Origin of the sequence: Agathobaculum sp. NTUH-O15-33 (assembly GCF_033193315.1) — a bacterium.
GTDB lineage: Bacteria > Bacillota > Clostridia > Oscillospirales > Butyricicoccaceae > Agathobaculum > Agathobaculum faecihominis_A.
Map to the genome: position 1 here is coordinate 3,929,555 of NZ_CP136187.1, position 18,459 is coordinate 3,948,013.

Genomic DNA, 18,459 nt, shown 5'->3' on the forward strand with positions numbered 1-18,459 from the left:
ATGGTGAGTGTTCAAGCCACCAAAGAAACAGAAAGGAAGACCTTTATGGCAAACAGTTTAGCACATACAAAATGGGTATGCAAGTATCACATCGTATTCACACCGAAATATCGAAGGAAAATAATCTATAAGCAGCTGCGAAAAGATATACAGCAAATTATAAAGGATTTGTGCAAGTGGAAGGGTGTGGAAATCATCGAAGGGCATATGATGCCTGACCATATTCATTTACTCGTAAGCGTGCCGCCGAAATACAGTATCTCGCAGTTTATGGGATATTTAAAAGGGAAAAGTGCGATGATGATATTCGAGCGGCATGGGAATTTAAAATATAAATTCGGCAGTCGTAATTTCTGGGCGACTGGATATTATGTGAGCACGGTAGGAATCAATACGGCCACGATTCAAAAATATATCAGGGAGCAAGATAAGCAGGATCAAATCGAAGATAGCTTAAGTAAGAAAGAATATGTTGACCCTTTCAAGGGTAGTAAGTAGTCTTACCATCAGGGCTTGAACGAAGTGAAAGCCAGCGTCTTTTAGGCGCTGGCTTTTTTTTATGCCCTTATAGGGCTTGTTCATGCCACCCCGCTTTGGGGTGGTCATGACTTTATTGCGCGCTGCGGCGCGAGGACTTTTTCGACAAGCTGAAGAAAAGCCCGCCTGATCGGCGGGCTTTCCTTTTGTCTTGTATAGACAAAGAAAGTGAAATATTTTTAGGCAGATGATACAGAGATCAGCCCTCGGTATGAATGACCGAAACAGGGCAGCCACCGGCGGCCTCCTGCGCGCCAGCCTTCTGCGCGTCGTCGTCCGGCTGGTGATAAACCTCGGCAAGACCATCGTCCGCAATGCGGAACACCTCGGGGCAAGTACCCTCGCACAGGCCGCAGGAAATGCAGCCGTCGCGATCGATTTTAACTTCCATCTAAAACAACTCCTTTCTTACCAAAAGTATGCGCGAAAGGAAGACGTTTTATAACAAAAAAGCGCCCGGATTTTTCCGGACGCTTTTTCTTTGGATTGTTAAATTTCGCCGCACATAATGGCGGCGACCGCGTCCACCGTGGTGCGGTGCCCAAGGGAGATCGCGCCCATGGCTTCCGCCCGGCGGCCGACCTCGTATTTATGCAAATTGGTCTCTCCTTCGATACACTGGCTGGTCAAATAGACCTTGGTGCCGCTCATGATAAGCTTTTGCACCACCTTTTCCAGACGCTGCGGGATACCGCCCGAACCAAAGCCTTCGATGATAACCTTGGGATAGCGCGCAAGAAAATCGAAAATAGAGGGATCGAGATCGGGCACCAGCTTCATCAGTACGATGTGCGGATCGACCTGATCGACAAAATACGGCTCGCCGCCAAGCAGCGGAACGATGCTTAACCGTACGTTGCCTTCCTCGTCCACCGTGCCGGCGAGCGGTGCGCCGACGGAACGGAACGCGTCCACCGCGGTGGAGTGCATTTTAACCACATGGTTGCCCCGGATGATCCGGCCGTGCAGCACGGCGGCGACGCCCGTCCAGCCCGAGCAGGCCACGCGGAAGGCGTCCAGCAGATTGCGCTCCGCGTCGGAATCCGGGTCGCCTCCCATGGGCTTCTGCGCGCCGGTCAGGATTACGGGCTTGTTCAGGTTGCGCAGCACGTGGTACAATAGGGCGGAAGTATAGGACAGAGTATCCGTGCCGTGTGTAACGACAAAGCCGTCGTACCGGTCGTAGTTCTGCCAAATACAGGTGGCTATTTTCATGCGGTCTTCCGCGCACATATCGGTGGAATCGATCGTAAGCGGGTTCTCCACAACGACCTTGCATATTTTGCCGATCTCGGGCAGCATTTCAAGCAGTTCTTCTCCGGTGAGAGAGGGGGCGAGACCGCGGCCGGTCTGCCGGCAGGCGATGGTGCCGCCGGTAGCGACCATTAAAATGTGTTTCATCGGTTAGGACCTTCTTATTTTATTGATAGCTTTCTCTTAGGATATCGATGATATCCTCTCGGGAAAGCGGCGCGGGATCAAGGCGGAACAGGCCGCCCATGGTATCGCGCGCGTTGTCGGCGATCTTGCCGAAATCCTCCGGCACGATGCCGTAGCCCGACATACGCAGATGGGCCACTTCGCAGTTTTTCATCAGATCGCCCAAAGCGTCGATAAAATGCTGCGGCTCGGACGCGTCCGTTTTGCCGAGCGCGCGTGCGAGCGCGACGAGCTTGTCGCCGCTGGACTGGAAGAAATGCTTCCAGTAAGCCTTGGAAATCACGATAAGGCCCGCGCCATGCGGCAATTCTGGATGAAACGCGGAAAGCGCGTGCTCAATCGCATGCTCGCCCGTGCAGGAAGAGAGCGATTCAACAAAACCCGCCAGCGTGTTGGCCAGCGCCACGTTGCCGCGCGCTGGCTTATCGCCTCCGTCATGCACGGCGGTGGGCAGCGAAGCGCCGATCAGCTCCACCGCGCGCAGAGAAAACATTTCGCTGATGGGGTTGGCGCAGGTGGCGATATAGCCCTCGCATGCGTGGAACAGCGCGTCAAAGCCCTGATAGGCGGTCAGGTGTGGGGGCACCGTCATCATAAAGTCGGGATCTACGATCGAAAGGAACGGGAAGGTCTTATCCGTTCCGCCGCCGATCTTCTGTTCGCCGTTGGAAATGACGGTGAACGGGTCGGCTTCCGTGCCTGTGCCGGCGGTCGTCGTCACGGCGATTACGGGCAGGCCGTCGTTCTTGATTTTTTGGCCCTTGCCGGTGCCGCCCACGATATAATCCCACCAATCGCCCTCGTTGGTGGCCATGATGGAAACGGCTTTTGCCGTATCGATCGAGGAACCGCCGCCCAGACCGACGATGAAGGAGCAGTTTTCCTCGCGGCAGAGCTTGGCGCATTCGCGCACGCCCTCAATCGTGGGGTTGGGCTGCACCTTATTATAGACCAGTGTATCGTGTCCGCCCTCTCGCAGCGCTTCGGCCACCTTGCCGACATAGCCAAGGCGGGTGGTGGAAGTTCCGCCCGTAATAATCAGGCCTTTGCCTTCCGGCAGCTTGGCGCGCGAAAGCTTTTTCACCGAGCCGGGGCCGAAGAAGATACGGGTGGGCATATAAAATTTAAAGTTATCCATTTTACACCTCCTGTAAAAAAATGGGGGGTCTCCAAAAAACCCCTCAACATACCTATTATATCACTATGAAACAGAAATGAAAATAGGTAAATGGATGAATATTGGAATTGTTTTTTGGTACTTTTTAAGGCGAAAAAAGCGGGAAAAGCGCTTGACGAAGGTGTTTTCCGGTGTTATTATTATGTCACAACAAAGGAAGGGCAAACACCATACCAAAGCAGGGGCTTTGGCAAAGGCGAAACCCAAGAAAAAACTTTGTACCGCTTAATGAGAAAGGGGTGAGTCCAATGGTAACGGAGTTTGAACCCTATCAGTTTGCGGGACTCGCCGCGACGCTGTAACCGAAAGAGTAAAGGTGATTAGCAATAAGCGAGTTCCAGAAAAAATCGGATGTGCAAAAAAGCCTGCGTGTTTTCTAGGATTCAAGTAAAAGCGGCATCCTTCGAGGAAGTTATCCTCATCTCGTGAAGTTTCCATTCCGCAGTCATACACGAACAAAAAGAAAGCCACTATTGCAGGTCACGCACAGAAATCCGAAAATTTCAGCAAAAGCAATTTGAGTGCTTGCGTCGGCGAAAACATCTTAACGATATACCTGTAAAGCCAAAAATAGTGCTCGCCCAATGGCCGATGGGCATACTGATGAGTATGGCGAAGCATAAGCGGATCAGAGAAGAACGCAGCGACGATATCAACGCTTCCTGAAAGTGATCCGGGCAATACGGGAACAGAATCGACCCGCCGAGAAGTAAACGCAGCAAAAAATTGATATAGAATCCCCCGTGCGGATACAAGCGATGTCAGTCAATCGTTTCCGTCAACAAACGAACCGCAGTCGGGCGATTCCCGTAAACGATAGGTGATAAAAATTCCATCCAACCAAAAAGAAAAGGAACCAAATGGAAAATCAGAATACTTAAGGGCCCTGCCGGATGGTGGGGCCTTTAATTTTGTGTTTAAAGCTAAAAAAGGGAGCCGTTAGGCTCCCTTTTTGATTTACTTGGTAATCAGTTTCAGGCCTTCGTAGGCTTTGGCCACAAAGCGCTGTTCCATATTAAACGCGATCTGCGCCATTTCCGCGCGGGTCACGTTGCCCTTGGGGTTAAAGGAGCCGTTCGCGTTGCCGCGCAGCAGATCGTTCGCAATGCAGAAGCGCACGGGCTCTACCGCAAACTTGCTGATCGAAGCGGCGTCCGTAAACTCTTCTATCGCCATGCCGGAGGATGCGTCCGCCGAGGTCGGCACCAGATACTGATAGTAACGCTCTAACACAGCGGCCAGCTCTTCCCGGGTAATATTTGCGTTCGGGTTGATCTTGTGCTGCTCGTCGCCCTTCATAATATCGGAATAATAGCAGAAGGAAACGCCCTGCAGGAAGGGTGCGCTGATCTCATTGTAATCCGCCATTTCTTTCAGCGCGTTGCCCGCGTTCTCCACGTCGCTCACGTTGCGCAGTTTCGCGTCGCGGAAGATTGTTTCCGCAACTTCCTCACGGGTAATGGCAACCTCGGGTTCAAAGTTGACCTTGCCGCCCATAGCGGCGGACAGATCAATCAGATTGTATTTCAGCACATAGTCTACCGCCGCCTTGTACCATGCGGTATCAGCCACATCATCCGGAACGCCGGAAGAAACGGGCGCGGTTTGGTTGGGCGCAATGTCCATCTGGTCATCGGCGGCAAGCGCGGTGGCGCCCATGGACAATGCCATGACAGCGGACAGGCCGGCGGCAAGAATTCTTTTTTTCATCGGTATCGATCTCCTTTTTTGTCAGAGGGAATAAGTTCCCCCATACTTCGACACCATTATACTCTTTTTCAGCCTTGCTGACGAGTAGACCGTACAGAAATATCAGTTTATCACATAAAAAGCAGACTTTAATCCTTATAAAACGCTCCAAAGCCCTTATATGCCATATAAAGGTCCAGCTTGGCGATCAGCTCAAACGGCGCGTGCATGGAGAGAACGGGCACGCCTGCGTCCACCGTATCGATGTTGCGGTTGGCCAGATACATGGCGACCGTGCCGCCGCCGCCCTGATCGACGCGGCCAAGCTGGCCGGTCTGCCAGATGATATCGGACTTATCAAAAATGCAGCGGATACGGGCCATCAGCTCGGCCGTCGCATCCGATGTGCCGGATTTACCGCGCGCGCCCGTGTATTTTACCAGCGCGAAGCCGCAGTTGGCGCGCGCGTCGTTCCGTTTTTCCGAAACTTCCGGGAAATTCGGATCGAAGGCGTTGCACACATCCGCCGAAAGGCAGATAGAGTTTTCATAGCATTCCTCGGGCAATACCTCTTGCGCACGGCAAAGATCAGCCATAAAGGTGTCAAACGCGCGGGACTGCATGCCCGTTACGCCGTCCGAGCCGGTTTCTTCTTTATCCACCAGCAGCGCGACGCAGGTGTGCGCGGGCGTGCCCTTGAGATCGAGCAGCGCGGTCGCAGCCGTATAGGAGCAAACGCGGTCGTCATGACCGTAAGCGCCGATGAACGAACGGTCGAAACCGATATCGCAGGCTTGGAAGGCGGGTACACAGCACAGCTCCGCCGAAAGGAAATCGGCTTCCGTCATGCCGTATTCATGGTTCAAATGCTCCATCACCGCGAGCTTTACCTTTTCGGTCACCTTTTCATCCTCGGTTTCGGACGGGACAGAGCCGATCAGAATGTTCATCCCCTCGCCCTTAACGATCTCGGTGGCTTTTTTGGCCATTTGCTCGCTGGCAAGATGGGGCAGCAGATCGGTAATGACGAATTTCGGATCGTTCGGCCCGCTGCCGACGCGGATATTGACCGTTTTGACGCGGCCATTGTGGCAAACGCAGACAACGCCGCGCAGCTCCAGCGGGATGGCGGTCCACTGGTACTTTTTGATGCCGCCGTAATAATGGGTTTTGAAATAGGCCATGCCGCTGTCTTCATAGAGCGGCACGGTGCGGATATCGACCCGGGGCGCGTCCAAATGCGCGGCAGTCAGCCGCACGCCGTCCTTTAGGCTCTTTTTGCCGATTACGGCAAGCGTTACGCCCTTATTGCGGTTGACGCGGTACAGGCGGTCGCCCGCGGCAACGGCTTCGCCGCGCGTATAGGCGCGAAAGCCCTTGCTTTCCGCCATGCGGACAAGCTCCGTCACAGCGTCGCGTTCGGTTTTGCCTTCGTCCAAAAAGGCTTTGTAACCCTCGGCATAGGTCTGCATGGCGGTCTTGTCGCTTCGGGTCAGGCGGTCAAAACCGGCTTTTTTGTCGTAGAACAGGTCTTCTGCTTTCATATTGCATTCTCCTTTAGTAAGGTGTCGTATAGCTGCTTTGTTTGGCGGCGCAGGTTTTCCAGATCGCCGCTGTTATCGATCAGATAGTCGCAGCGCGCGCGGTAATATGCATCATCCGGCTGGGCGTCGATGCGGGCGCGGGCGGCTGTTTCGGATAATCCGTCGCGCGCCATGATGCGTTCCACGCGGGTTTCCCGCCCTGCGATCACACCGATCACGCGCTCGCACAGTACTTCCGCGCCGGTCTCAAACAGGGTCGGCGCGTCGTACAGCACAATGGGATGGTCTGAAAAGGACTCCAGCGCTTGGATCGAAGCGGCGCGGATATAGGGCGTGGTGATATCGTTGAGCAGCGCCAACTGATCCGGGTCGGCAAAGACGATACGCGCGAGAGCGGGGCGGTCGAGCGCGCCGTTTGGCAACAAAATATCGCCAAAGGCGGATTGCAGCGCGTCCAGCATGGCGGTATCCGATTCACACAGACGGCGATAAACCGCGTCCGCGTCCACCGAGGCGGCGCCCAGCTCGCAGAGCAGACCGGCAACCGTGCCCTTTCCCGTACCGCTTCCGCCTGTTAAGCCTATTATTTTCATTGTAACCAGTCCTTTTAGGGATATGCGGAACAAAAATTTAAAGCTCGATGATATGGAAGCCGGCGGCTTTTTTGATGCGGTTGGAAACCGCGAGTCCCAAGCCCTCGTCCGATGGGCACTGTGCCCAGATCGTATGTACATCGGTTTCATCAAACGCACGCAGCGCGTCAAAAACCTCGCGCGCCTGCGTGGGCAGATCGTCCGACCGGCCGAAGGAAACAACGAAAAGTCCTGCAAATGCGGCCGCGCATTCGTCAAAGCATAATACGCCGTCCGCCCGCGCCGCATGCGCGAGAATATAGGCGGCGCTTTCCGCCGGCGCGCCGCGCACAGCGGTCACAGGCGCTTTGGGCGCGTAATGACGGTATTTCATGCCCGGCGCGGAAACGCGCGTATCATCGCTTATTTTTTCGTAAAGCGCGCGGTCCACTTCCACTTCGCCCAGCACGGTCTCCAACTGTTCAAGCGTTATGCCGCCCGGACGGAGCAAGCGCGGCTTTTCTCCCGCGAGCGAAACAACGGTCGATTCCACGCCGACGCCGCAAGCGCCGCCGTCCAAAATGGCGGCAATCTTTCCGTCCATATCGTTCAAAACATGCTCCGCCGTTGTGGTGGAGGGCCGCCCCGAGGTATTGGCGCTGGGCGCGGCCAGCGGAACGCCCGCCGCGCGGATCAATTCGCGCGCCATTGGGTGCGAGGGCAGGCGGATACCCACCGTGTCCAGCCCGCAGGAGACCTCGTTCGGGATACAATCCCCCTTGGGCACGATCATGGTCAGCGGGCCGGGCCAAAAGGCCTCCGCCAAACGGGCCGCGCTATCAGGCACATGGGGGCACAGATCGTAGATCTGCTGAAAATCCGCGATATGGACGATCAGCGGATTATCCTGCGGCCGGCCTTTGGCGCGGAAGATTTTTTCCACTGCCGCGCCATTCAGCGCGTTTGCCGCCAGTCCATACACCGTTTCCGTGGGCATACCCACCACTTCGCCCGCTTTTATCAGAGTAGCGGCGGTTTGCATTGCGGTTTTATCGGATTGTGGGGAAAGTATAACGGTTTTCATTGAATTTACACTTCCAAATTATAATTAATGGGGTGATAATGCGGATTAAGTGGAGAACCGCCCCCTTTGTCTTGGCGCTCTTGTCTTGCTCTTGTTTTCCCTTTATCCCTCGCCCTGCGCGCGCAGCTTTTCGGCGGTGTCGGCGGCAATCAGCGCGTCCAGCACCTCGTCCATGTCGCCGTTCAAAAACTGATCGAGCTTATAAAGCGTCAGCTTAATGCGGTGATCGCTCACGCGATTCTCCGGGAAATTATAGGTACGGATACGCTCGGACCGGTCGCCCGTGCCGACCTGACTTTTGCGGTCAGCCGCGATGGCGGCGTTTTGCTTTTCCACCTCGGCTTCATACAGCCGGGAACGGAGCACACGCATGGCCTTGTCCCGGTTTTTATGCTGGCTGCGCTCATCCTGACATTCGACCACGGTGTTGGTCGGGATGTGGGTGATGCGGATGGCCGAGCTTGTTTTATTGATATGCTGGCCGCCCGCGCCGCTGGAACGGAAGGTATCGACGCGCAGATCGCCCGGATCGAGATAAAAGTCCACCTCTTCGGCTTCGGGCAGCACGGCCACCGTCGTGGTGGAGGTGTGCACGCGGCCTTGGCTTTCGGTTTCGGGCACGCGCTGCACACGGTGCACGCCGGATTCAAATTTCAGCCGCGAATAGACTTTTTCACCCGCGACCCGGAAAATGATCTCCTTATAGCCGCCAAGCTCGGTCTCGTTCGCGCTCATGATCTCGGTTTCCCAGCCGCGCCGCGCCGCGTACATGGTGTACATACGGTACAGGTCGCCCGCGAACAGGGCGGATTCCTCACCGCCCGCGCCGCCGCGGATCTCAACGAAAATATTCTTTTCATCGTTCGGGTCGCGCGGCAATAACAGCAGTTTCAGCTCGTTTTCCAGCAGGGCCACGTCATTTTTCGCGGTAGCCAGTTCTTCCTGAGCCAGCTCCCTCATATCGGGGTCGTTCAGCAGCTCGGTCGCTTCCTCTATGGCTGTGTGCGCGGCCTGATATTTTCGGTACGCGGTCACGATGGGTTCCAGATCGCCGCGTTCCTTGAGGAGCTTCGCGGCCCGCGCCGGGTCGTCGTACAGGTCAGGCGCGGAAAGGCGCGCCTCGAGCTCGTCGAGTCGCGCCGCAAGGGCTTCTATTTTTTCAAACATGGTTTTTTCCTCTCTAAAAAGGGGATATGAGCCGCCGGAGGGGAAGCGTTTACTCCTCCACCTTGCCCAGCAGCTTATTGAAGAATTTACGCCATCCGGTGGGTTCGGGTGCGCTTCGTTCGGGCTGGTTGTGCGCGTTTTCCATGGCTTCACGCATGAGTTGGACCTGCGCGCTCGTCGGACCAAGGGAAGTAGCGGGCTTTTTGATATAGCTGCCGTCCGGCTGGAGCAGGCGGGCCTTGACGGTGTCCTCGCGCATGGCGCGCAGAACGCCGTGCAGACGGGCGCGTACCTCGGGCGAATCGATGGGGCAGGCGATTTCGACGCGGCGCTCGGTGTTGCGGGTCATCAAATCGGCGGAGGAAATATACATTTTCTCCGCGTCGTCGCGGCCGAATACAAAGATGCGCGAATGCTCCAAATAACGGCCCACGATGCTGGTCACGGTGATGCGGTCGGTCTTGCCGGGCACGCCGGGCAGCAGACAGCAGATGCCGCGCACGATCATTTCCACGGTTACGCCCGCGCACGAGGCTTCCCGCAGCTTGGCGATGATGTCGATATCGGTCAGCGAATTGAACTTTAAGAGAATATAGCCGTCGCCGCCGCGCGCGATCTGTTCGTCGATCAGCCCCAGAATGCGCGGTTTAAAGCCGTTCGGCGCGACAAGCAGGCGGTCATACCGCCCTTCCAGATTGCCGAGCGCCATATTGTTGAAAAACGTGTTCGCATCCACGCCGATGGATTCGGACGAGGTGACGAGGGACACATCGGTATAGAGCGTCGCGGTTTTTTCGTTGTAGTTGCCCGTGCCGACCTGCGTGATATAACGGACCCCGCCTTTTTCGCGCCGGGTGATCAGGCATATTTTAGAGTGTACCTTGTAATCCTCAAAGCCATAGATGATTTTGCAGCCGGCTTCCTCCAAGCGCTCGGACCAGTCGATATTGTTTTGTTCGTCAAACCGGGCGCGCAGCTCGATCAGCGCGGTCACGTCCTTGCCGTTTTCAGCGGCGGCGCACAGGTATTCGACCAGCTTTGCCTTGCGCGCGATGCGGTAGATCGTAATGCGGATGGAAACAACGGCGGGATCGTTCGCGGCCTCGCGGATCATCTGCAAAAACGGCTCCATCGATTCATAGGGATAGGAAAGCAGGATATCGCGCCGGAGCGCCTGCTTTAAAAGGCTTTGGCCCGCGGGCAGCATGGCGGGCTGCTGGGGCGAAAACGGCGGATCGGACAGGGCGGCGCGGCGCGTGGAGGACAGGCAGTCACCCAGCGTATCGGCATAATCCATTTTCAGCGGCGCGGTGCGCGAAATGAAGATCTGGTTATCCGTCACATCCAACCGGCGGCGGAAATACTCGGTAAAATGGTCGCTGATGGGACGTGAAATCTCGACCCGGACCACCGCAAGGCGGCGGCGCTGGCGCAGCAGCTTCTCCATTTTTTTGCGAAAATCCGTTTCGTATTCAAAGGCTTCGTCGTCCGGGTTGATATCGGCGTTGCGGGTGACGCAGAACACGGTTTTTTCCAGCACATCGTACATTTCAAACACATGGCCGGCGTATTCAAGCAAAATAGCTTCGATCGGCACGTAACGGGTCTTGCTGTCCGGCATAAACACCAGCGTGGGCAGCGAGGCGGGCACGGGCAGCAGGCCAAGCACCTCGTTCTTTTTACGGCTGAGCAGCGCGCCGATATGCAGCACCTTGCCTTCCAGATGGGGGAAGGGATGGTGCCCGTCAACGATCTGCGGGGACAGAACGGGCGCGACCACATTTTTAAAGTACTGCTTGATAAACTTCTGCTCGTGCGGCGCAAGGTCGGCGATATCAAGGCGTTCCAGCCCTTCGTCCCGCAAACGTGTCTCAACGTCGGCAAACGCGCGGTCGCGCCGTTCGTACAGCGGGGGTACGGCGGCGTAAATACGGCGTAGCTGCTCCTTGGCGGTCATACCGGATTTATTATCGATCCCGTTTTTGTCCACAGCGGCCATGTCGCATAGGCTGCCGACGCGGATCATAAAAAATTCATCCAGATTGCTGGTGAAAATCGCAAGAAATTTGACCCGCTCAAGCAGCGGCACGGTCTCATCTTCCGCCTCGGCGAGTACGCGCGCGTTGAACTGCAGCCAAGAGAGCTCGCGGTTCTGCGTGAAGCCCTGATCCCATATCACATCCGGCATGTCTGATCCCCCTCTATGCAGCGGTATATCTTTATTATACCACAGCGGCTGAGAAAAAAAAAGGTCCCATCAGCCCATTGGGCGCCGCTGGTTGTAAAATTTTATACGCCATCATAATAGCTGTCTTACGGATATTATATCGCATTTCTCCATGGTAACAATGAGTTTTTTGTAAAAAGAACGGAAAAACCTTTTTGCCAGCTCTATTGCGGCGGCAGTTAGAATCTGCTAAACTAGGCTTACCAGAGAAAGAAGAAGGGAATGAAACGCATGCGAAACATTTGGCACGACATCGATCCCCGCTATGTGACGCCCGATAAATTCGTGGCCGTCATCGAGATCCCCGCATACAGCAAAAAGAAGTATGAGCTGGATAAGGAAACCGGGCTGCTGCGGCTCGACCGTATCCTCTATACCTCGACCCATTATCCTGCCAATTACGGCTTTATTCCCCGCACCTACGCGGACGACGGCGATCCGCTCGATGTGCTGGTGCTCTGTTCGGAAACGCTCGATCCGCTGATCGAAGTGACCTGTTACCCAATCGGGGTCATTCGCATGATCGATTCCGACGAGGTGGACGATAAGATCATCGCCATCCCCTGTGAGGACCCAAACTGGAACTATTATCATGATATCGATCAGCTGCCGCCCCATTACGCCAACGAGATCGCGCACTTTTTCGAGGTGTACAAGGGTCTGGAGCACAAGCAGACCACCACCTCGGACGCGCTGCCCCGCGACGACGCGGTCAAGGTGATCGAGGATTGCCTTGAGCGCTATCAGGTGCATTTTTGCGGCAAGCGCCCGGAAAGAGACTGAAAAAGAGCCTATCGCTTGTAAAAAGGCGATAGGTTCTTTGTTTGCAAAATTTTTTTGGATTGCGTGGGAAATATCGGGCCTGTCAAACGTGTTGTAGGTGAAAGGAGTTGAGCATGTGTGTTCGTCTGGTACCAATGAATACATTTGCCGCATCGTCGACCGGTATAGCCGTATGCTGCATAAGCTGGCCCTTACGCGGCTTTCACCCACGGATGCGGAGGACGTTGTGCAAGAAGTTCTGATCAAGCTGATGACAACGCTTCCCAAGTTCCGCGATGAGGAGCATGAAAAGGCATGGCTGATCCGTGCGACGATGAACCGCGCCTGCGATTTTCGCCGCGCGGCGGCCAAAGCCACCGTTCCGATCGACCAGCTTGAACTGCCGGCCCGGGAAGACGAAGCCCAGCTTCTTTCCGCTGTGCGCACCTTGCCCGGCAAATACAGCGCTGTCATCCATCTGTACTATTACGAAGGCTATTCCATTAAGGAAATAGCGAAATTATTGAGACTGCCTGCATCAACCGTGGGGTCCCGCTTGGCACGAGGCCGGGCCAGACTGAAAGAAATCATAAAGGAGGACTTCGAATGAACCGCGAAAAATACCGCGCCGCCCTGAACGCCACAGAGCTGAGGGAGGACTTTCGTAAGGAAACCATTGAGAAGCTCACACGTGTGACAGGCGGGCGAACGGAAAAGGAGATCGAATTGATGAAAACCAGACGTTCTTTAAAGCATACCATCGCGGCCACCGCGGCGGCGGCCGCCCTAATCGTTTCGGCAGCGGCGGCGGCGACGCTGCTCAGTCCGAATCAGGTAGCGGGGGAGCTGTCCGATTCCACACTGCAATCGGCATTTGATAGCGTGGGCGCGACCCGGATCGACCAAAGCGTGCAATCAGAGGGATATACCTTTACGCTTGCCGGCATGGTGAGCGGCGCGGGCCTATCAGATTATGCACAGGAGGTGGACGAGGAGCGCACGTATGTGGTAGCCTCGATCGCGCGTACGGACGGCACGGCGATGGGCGATCCTGCAAATAATCTAAACACGGTATTCACGCCGCTGGTCTCGGGCTATTTGCCGTGGCAGGTCAACGCATGGACGCTGGGCGGCTCCGCCGCGTCCTTTACAAAGGACGGCGTGGCGTATTATCTGTTTGACTGCGCAAATCTGGAGGTTTTTGCCGACCACACCGTGTATCTGGCCGCATATGAGGGTGATGCGCCCTCCAACAAGGAATTTCAAATGCATGAGGACGGGACCATTTCGTTCACAAATGATATCAAGGGCCCGCACGCCCTGTTCACGATCCCGCTGGACCCGGCCAAAGCCGACCCGGCGGCGGCCGAGCAAATGCTGCGCGAGATTGGACTCGTGGAATAAGCACGTGATAACAAAAAAAGCGCCTATTGCTTCCAATAAGCAATAGGCGCTTTTCTATATTATTCTCTCGTCCACTGCGTGCCTTGGCGGGTGTCCTTAATGGTAACGCCCATATCGGACAGTTCGCCGCGGATGCGGTCGGCTTCGGCAAAATCCTTATTTTTCTTTGCTTCCGCGCGCGCGGCGATCAGCGCTTCGATCTTCTCCGCGTCCGGGTCGGCGGCGGCGTCCTCGCGCTTTTGCGCAATGTTCAGTACGCCGGTCAGCTCCATAAACAGGGCGTGCGCGGCCTGCAAAAACGCGCGGGTGGCGTCCTGATGCGCGCCCGTGTAGGCGTTGATCTCGCGCGTGAGTTCAAATACGGCGGAAAGCGCGTCGGCCGTGTTCAGGTCGTCGTCCATCGCATCGATAAACTTTTGCTTGTAGGCGGAAAGCGCGGTCAGCTTTTCGGTTTCATCGGCGGTCATGGCGTCTCCGGCGGCTTTTTGGATGCGGAACTCCAAATTATTCCGCGCTTCGTACAGGCGGGCGAGCGAGGCCTTGTTCATATTCAGCGAATCGACCGAATAGTTCAGCGGCGTACGGTAGTGGGCGGAAAGCATGAACATGCGGATGGTCTCATAGCCAAATTCCTTCGCGGCGTCGCGCACCATAAAGAAGTTGCCCTTGGATTTGGACATTTTCTCATTATCGATGGTCAGGAAGCCGTTGTGCAGCCAGTAGCGCGCAAAATCGCAGCCGTTGGCGCATTCGGACTGGGCAATCTCGTTTTCATGGTGCGGGAAGATCAGGTCAAGCCCGCCGGAGTGGATGTCGATCGTCGGGCCGAGGTACTTGGTCGCCATGGCCGAGCATTCGATATGCCAGCCCGGACGGCCCTTGGAGCCCCACGGCGTGTCCCACGCGGGCTCGCCGGGCTTGGCGGCCTTCCAGACCGCGAAATCCATGGGGTCTTCCTTGGTTTCGCCAACCGAGATACGCGCGCCGGCCTGTAAGTCCTCCATCGGCTGGTGGCACAGCTTGCCGTAGCCGGGATCGGATTTCACGCGGAAGTATACATCGCCGTTATCGGCCAGATAGGCGTGGCCGTTATCCAGCAGTTTCTGTACGATGTCGATGATCGCGTCCATGGTCTCGGTCGCGCGCGGGTGGTAGGTCGCGCGGCCAATGCCGAGGCCCTCCGCGTCCACGTAGTATTCCTTGATATACCGCTCCGCGATGGTGTTGAAATCAACGCCTTCCTCATTGGCCTTATTGATGACCTTGTCGTCGATATCGGTAAAATTCTGCACAAAATCCACCTTGTAGCCGCGGTATTCAAAATAGCGGCGCAGGATATCGAACACAATGAACGGTCTGGCGTTGCCGACATGGAAATAGTTGTACACCGTCGGGCCGCAGGAGTACATTTTAACCTCGCCCGGGGTAAGCGGCACAAACTCCTCCTTTTGGCGCGTCAGGGTATTGAATAGTTTCATAGCGGTTCTCCTTACTTGATTCTTTATTTTATATCAATTTTTACAGTTTAATAAACATGCCGCCTCTCAAGGTTTCCCTTAAGAGGCGGCAAACATCCGTTTTCCGCGGTTCCACTCCCAGTTTCTCGCTTTTTGCCCGCTGTAACGGGCGAGACCCGCGGGGCATTGCCCCCGATGCTCGGGGACGCACGTTCGCCGTTCCCCCGCAGGGCCTTTGCAGCAAGACGGCCCCTCTCTGAAGCGGGCGAAAACGGGTACTCTTTCCCTTCTTCGCAACGATACGCTATTTTTTATTGTGAAACCAGTATAGCAAGCGCGAAGCGCAAAGTCAAGTGGGCCCATTGCCGTTATTAGGCAGGCCGCTTTGCGCGCTGATTGAACGGACGAGCCGCACGAGCTCCTCCGGCACCAAGGGCGGCTCGAACGCCGGGCGCGCAAGAAAATAGCCCTGCACATAATCCACGCCCATGCGGATGACCGTTTCCAGCTCGGCCTTCGTTTCCACGCCCTCCGCCACCAGGCGGATGCCGCGCTCACTGGCGTAGGAGATCAGGTTGCCGACGATTTTTTGTTTATCGCGGTCGATATCGATATCGCGCACAAGCGACATATCGATCTTGACGTATTCTGGCGCGAGCGTCAGCAGCACATATTCGCTGTTGTATCCGCTGCCGTAATCATCCAGCGCAAAGGCGGCGTTCCAGCGCCGGTTCCAGCGGCGCTTTTCCTCCAACACGCCCTCGCGCACGCGCTCGTTTTCCGTGATCTCCACCACAAAGCGGGGCAGATAATCGGCAAAGCGCGTTTCAAACTGCTCGGAATCCTCCTGCGTGAGCAGTTGGTTGGGGATGGAGTTGATAAAGGCGCGCACGCCCGGCGCGATGCGCCCGTTTTCACAGTGCGAAACAAAGCTGCCCATGGCGCTGAACAGCGTCATGGATTCAATGCGGTTGAGCTGGCTTTCCTGCTGCGCGATCTCCAAAATGTCCTTGGGCATTTTCAGCGTTTCAAGGTCGGAGCGCATCAGCGCTTCATACGCAAAGATATCGCCGGTGCGGGTGCTGATAATCGGCTGCCAGTAATAAATCAAATGATCGCCGCCAAGCAGCAGGTTGAATTCCTCCCGGCACTTCTGCAGCCGGGTGGCCGAGCGGTAGGAAAGCATGTCGAAATCATAAAGGTCGCCCTTGCCGTTGCGTTTTACCTCGTACATGGCAAAGTCGGCATATCGCACCAGCTCGGTAAAGTCGGTCGTGTTGCGCGGATATCAAGGCGATGCCGCCCGACGCGCTGATCGGAAATTTACCGCCGTCCGGCAAGGGCACGCTCTGCGTATTCAGGTTTTGCTTGAGCGCGCGGATGAGGTTGCGGATCTTTTGCTCGGAATCATAGCCGTAGAAGAAAACGAACATTTCATCGCCCGACTGGCGGCAGACCAGCGTGCCGGGCGGCGCGGAATGGATTAGGCTGTCCGCCAGACAGCGGATGTACTTATCGCCGTAATCGTGGCCGTAGGTATCGTTGATGAACTTGAGATTGTCCAGATCGACCATCAAAAGCGCGGCGATGCCGAGCGATTCCGGATGGAATGTGAACAAATCGTTCATGACGCGGTGGAACGCGCGGCGGCTGAGCAGCCCGGTCAGCAAATCGTGGTCGCGTTCATGCTCCACCTTTTGCCGTTCCAGCGTGGCGGCGGTGATATCCTCGGCCAGACCGATGACGCGTTCCTCCGATTCAATGCAGCGCAGGCGCACATACACGCTGCGCGGCGTGCCCGGCATACAGAAAACGCTTTCCGTGGCGCCGTCCGACAAGGTTTCGTGCTGCTCGACATAATCGCGCAGCGAATCGAGCTTATCTCCAAATTCGTTGACGGAAAACGTGTGCGCGTCGATGTTCGGCAGGCCGAACACCATGAAGAAATCATCCGTCACGAAAAGCGCGCCGGTCTTTTTGTTGATCTCAAACCCGCCGATGCGGATACTGGCCATTTCAAGGATCTTGGTGAATTTCAGCGAGGTTTCAAACACATCGTCGCTGAGCGACTCGATCTTGCTGGTCAGCAGGTCGATCTCCTTGATATGGGTCTTTTGAAAGCGAAGGGGCTTATCCTTCGCCGCGCGTTCCAGATCGCGCGTCAGCGTGGTGACGGGTTCGGAGATCGCATAGCTGACCACGCAGACCACGGAAAGGCCCAAAACGAGCAGGATCACGCCGAGAGACAGCACGGTGCGCTGCACCGAACGGGAAAACTGGAAAATATGGTGGCTGTCCGCTATGCCGATCAAGGCCCAGCGCGTGCCGGAAAACGGCGCGTTGGAGTTATAAAGGGATAAGTACTGCACGGCCGCGTAAAGCTTTTCCGAATCGCTTTCCACACGGAACGTGTTGTTTTTGCTTTCGCCGTAAAGCGTGAGCGCGGCCGCCGCGCCGTTGACGCCTTGCGACTGGTAGGGGCCGCTTGCAAACACTGTGCGGAAATGCTCGCCGTCCTCGGTCACGGCCAGCAGATAAGAGCCGTTGGAACCGTCCAGCAGTTCGCGGTTGGGGATGACCTTGCTCAAATAGTCGAGCGTCAGCTCGATGCCGACGACCCCGTACAGGGTACCGTCCGCAAGGCGAAGCGGGACCGAATAGGAGATCGCGGAACGGCTGTCGTCCGGCAGGCGGTAGGCTTCGCTCCAATAGCCAAGATCGGACCAGCCAAGCTCCGGGTGGGAAACGGCGGTGCGGTAGGGCAGGTAAAACAGATCGTCATATTTATTTTGCTGCTCAAAGGTGAATTTTGTTCGCCAATCGCTGTCCGTCGCGATACCGAGCTTGTCCACCAGCGCGGTCGGCGCGCGCTTGAGCAGCAGGTCGCGGTTATCGTCCGAAGCGCTCGACACGGGGTCCAGATCGCGCAGATACAGGCCGCATTTGTCCTGTACGTCGTCCTCCGAAAGGTCGTCTGTGTTTAAAATCAGAAAAGCGCCCGTGACCGAGTTTTTGCGGATCACGCTGATCAGATCATCCGCTACCGCGCCGAGCATGACGTTATAGCTGGCTTCATCCGTGCCGATATGGGCAAGGTCTATCTGCTTGCCGTCCCGCAGCTGCTCCACCTTGCCGTTGATGGAATCAATGGTAAGGCCCAGATCGGTCCAGCCGGAGACCATTTCATTTTCCAGATATCCCTTGCGGTTTTTGACCTGCTCGCCCAAAATATCGAGCGCGTTTTGGTCAAGCTGGCGCAGCACGCCCCCAAAGAAAAGCACGCTTACCATGGCGACGATCAGGACGAGCAACAGGATACTGAGCGGGCGAAACAGCTTTTGCACAATCGAGCCGCTGCGCCGGACACGCTGTTTATGGTTGTTCATGGGAGCTGTCTCA

At 56.0% G+C, this 18,459-nt stretch carries 17 protein-coding genes; 5 read left to right on the plus strand and 12 right to left on the minus strand.

What is annotated here, in order from left to right; genetic code table 11:
* Nucleotides 1-45: 45 nt before the first annotated feature.
* The gene (gene tnpA / locus RWV98_RS18970; protein WP_317861216.1) at nt 46-498 is read left to right on the plus strand and encodes an IS200/IS605 family transposase; all 453 of its coding nucleotides are present in this window, start codon (nt 46-48) and stop codon (nt 496-498) included.
* 238 nt (nt 499-736) lie between these two features.
* On the opposite strand, the gene RWV98_RS18975 is transcribed toward tnpA, so the two are convergent.
* The 3 genes from RWV98_RS18975 to RWV98_RS18985 form a co-directional block, all read right to left on the minus strand.
* A complete protein-coding gene (locus tag RWV98_RS18975) occupies nt 737-928 on the minus strand; it encodes a ferredoxin (RefSeq protein WP_280961784.1) in 192 nt (63 codons plus the stop codon).
* A gap of 98 nt (nt 929-1,026) precedes the next feature.
* Nucleotides 1,027-1,938, minus strand: coding sequence for an asparaginase (locus tag RWV98_RS18980; RefSeq protein WP_317862836.1), 912 nt, complete (start codon nt 1,936-1,938; stop codon nt 1,027-1,029).
* Nucleotides 1,939-1,957: 19 nt separating this feature from the next.
* On the minus strand, nt 1,958-3,115 hold the full coding sequence (locus RWV98_RS18985) for an iron-containing alcohol dehydrogenase (protein WP_317862838.1): 1,158 nt from the start codon (nt 3,113-3,115) through the stop codon (nt 1,958-1,960).
* A 90-nt stretch (nt 3,116-3,205) separates the two neighbouring features.
* Between RWV98_RS18985 and RWV98_RS18990 the strand changes: the two genes are divergently transcribed.
* On the plus strand, nt 3,206-3,397 hold the full coding sequence (locus RWV98_RS18990) for a hypothetical protein (protein ID WP_317862840.1): 192 nt from the start codon (nt 3,206-3,208) through the stop codon (nt 3,395-3,397).
* A gap of 714 nt (nt 3,398-4,111) precedes the next feature.
* On the opposite strand, the gene RWV98_RS18995 is transcribed toward RWV98_RS18990, so the two are convergent.
* The 6 genes from RWV98_RS18995 to ppk1 all read right to left on the minus strand — a co-directional run bounded on the left by RWV98_RS18995 (nt 4,112) and on the right by ppk1 (nt 11,398).
* Nucleotides 4,112-4,864: an S-layer homology domain-containing protein gene (locus RWV98_RS18995; RefSeq protein WP_317862842.1), complete on the minus strand. Its 753-nt coding sequence runs from the start codon at nt 4,862-4,864 to the stop codon at nt 4,112-4,114.
* A 128-nt stretch (nt 4,865-4,992) separates the two neighbouring features.
* Nucleotides 4,993-6,387: an aminopeptidase gene (locus RWV98_RS19000; RefSeq protein ID WP_317862844.1), complete on the minus strand. Its 1,395-nt coding sequence runs from the start codon at nt 6,385-6,387 to the stop codon at nt 4,993-4,995.
* Nucleotides 6,384-6,980 (minus strand): dephospho-CoA kinase, encoded by a 597-nt coding sequence (gene coaE / locus RWV98_RS19005; protein WP_280962182.1) that lies wholly within the window; start codon nt 6,978-6,980, stop codon nt 6,384-6,386. Before coaE ends, RWV98_RS19000 begins: the two co-directional genes overlap by 4 nt.
* A gap of 37 nt (nt 6,981-7,017) precedes the next feature.
* Nucleotides 7,018-8,043: an L-threonylcarbamoyladenylate synthase gene (locus RWV98_RS19010; RefSeq protein ID WP_317862847.1), complete on the minus strand. Its 1,026-nt coding sequence runs from the start codon at nt 8,041-8,043 to the stop codon at nt 7,018-7,020.
* A gap of 102 nt (nt 8,044-8,145) precedes the next feature.
* Nucleotides 8,146-9,210 (minus strand): peptide chain release factor 1, encoded by a 1,065-nt coding sequence (prfA, locus tag RWV98_RS19015; protein WP_317862849.1) that lies wholly within the window; start codon nt 9,208-9,210, stop codon nt 8,146-8,148.
* A gap of 49 nt (nt 9,211-9,259) precedes the next feature.
* On the minus strand, nt 9,260-11,398 hold the full coding sequence (gene ppk1, locus RWV98_RS19020; protein ID WP_317862851.1) for a polyphosphate kinase 1: 2,139 nt from the start codon (nt 11,396-11,398) through the stop codon (nt 9,260-9,262).
* A gap of 270 nt (nt 11,399-11,668) precedes the next feature.
* On the opposite strand from ppk1, the gene RWV98_RS19025 reads away from it, so the two are divergent.
* The 3 genes from RWV98_RS19025 (at nt 11,669) to RWV98_RS19035 (ending at nt 13,603) form a co-directional block, all read left to right on the plus strand.
* The gene (locus RWV98_RS19025; protein WP_280962248.1) at nt 11,669-12,220 is read left to right on the plus strand and encodes an inorganic diphosphatase; all 552 of its coding nucleotides are present in this window, start codon (nt 11,669-11,671) and stop codon (nt 12,218-12,220) included.
* Nucleotides 12,221-12,335: 115 nt separating this feature from the next.
* Complete coding sequence (locus RWV98_RS19030; protein ID WP_280962187.1) at nt 12,336-12,809, plus strand: RNA polymerase sigma factor; 474 nt, start codon at nt 12,336-12,338, stop codon at nt 12,807-12,809.
* Complete coding sequence (locus RWV98_RS19035) at nt 12,806-13,603, plus strand: hypothetical protein (RefSeq protein WP_317862853.1); 798 nt, start codon at nt 12,806-12,808, stop codon at nt 13,601-13,603. Before RWV98_RS19030 ends, RWV98_RS19035 begins: the two co-directional genes overlap by 4 nt.
* 59 nt (nt 13,604-13,662) lie before the next feature.
* Here the strand turns inward: RWV98_RS19035 and cysS are convergent, their stop codons facing one another.
* From cysS to RWV98_RS19050, 3 genes are all read right to left on the minus strand, one after another.
* On the minus strand, nt 13,663-15,081 hold the full coding sequence (gene cysS, locus RWV98_RS19040) for a cysteine--tRNA ligase (RefSeq protein WP_280962189.1): 1,419 nt from the start codon (nt 15,079-15,081) through the stop codon (nt 13,663-13,665).
* Between the two features lie 328 nt (nt 15,082-15,409).
* Entirely contained in the window at nt 15,410-16,294 is an 885-nt protein-coding gene (locus RWV98_RS19045) for an EAL domain-containing protein (RefSeq protein WP_317862856.1), read from the minus strand.
* Entirely contained in the window at nt 16,254-18,446 is a 2,193-nt protein-coding gene (locus tag RWV98_RS19050; RefSeq protein ID WP_317862858.1) for a sensor domain-containing diguanylate cyclase, read from the minus strand. The genes RWV98_RS19045 and RWV98_RS19050 overlap by 41 nt, the downstream gene beginning before the upstream one ends.
* Between the last annotated feature and the right edge of the window lie 13 nt (nt 18,447-18,459).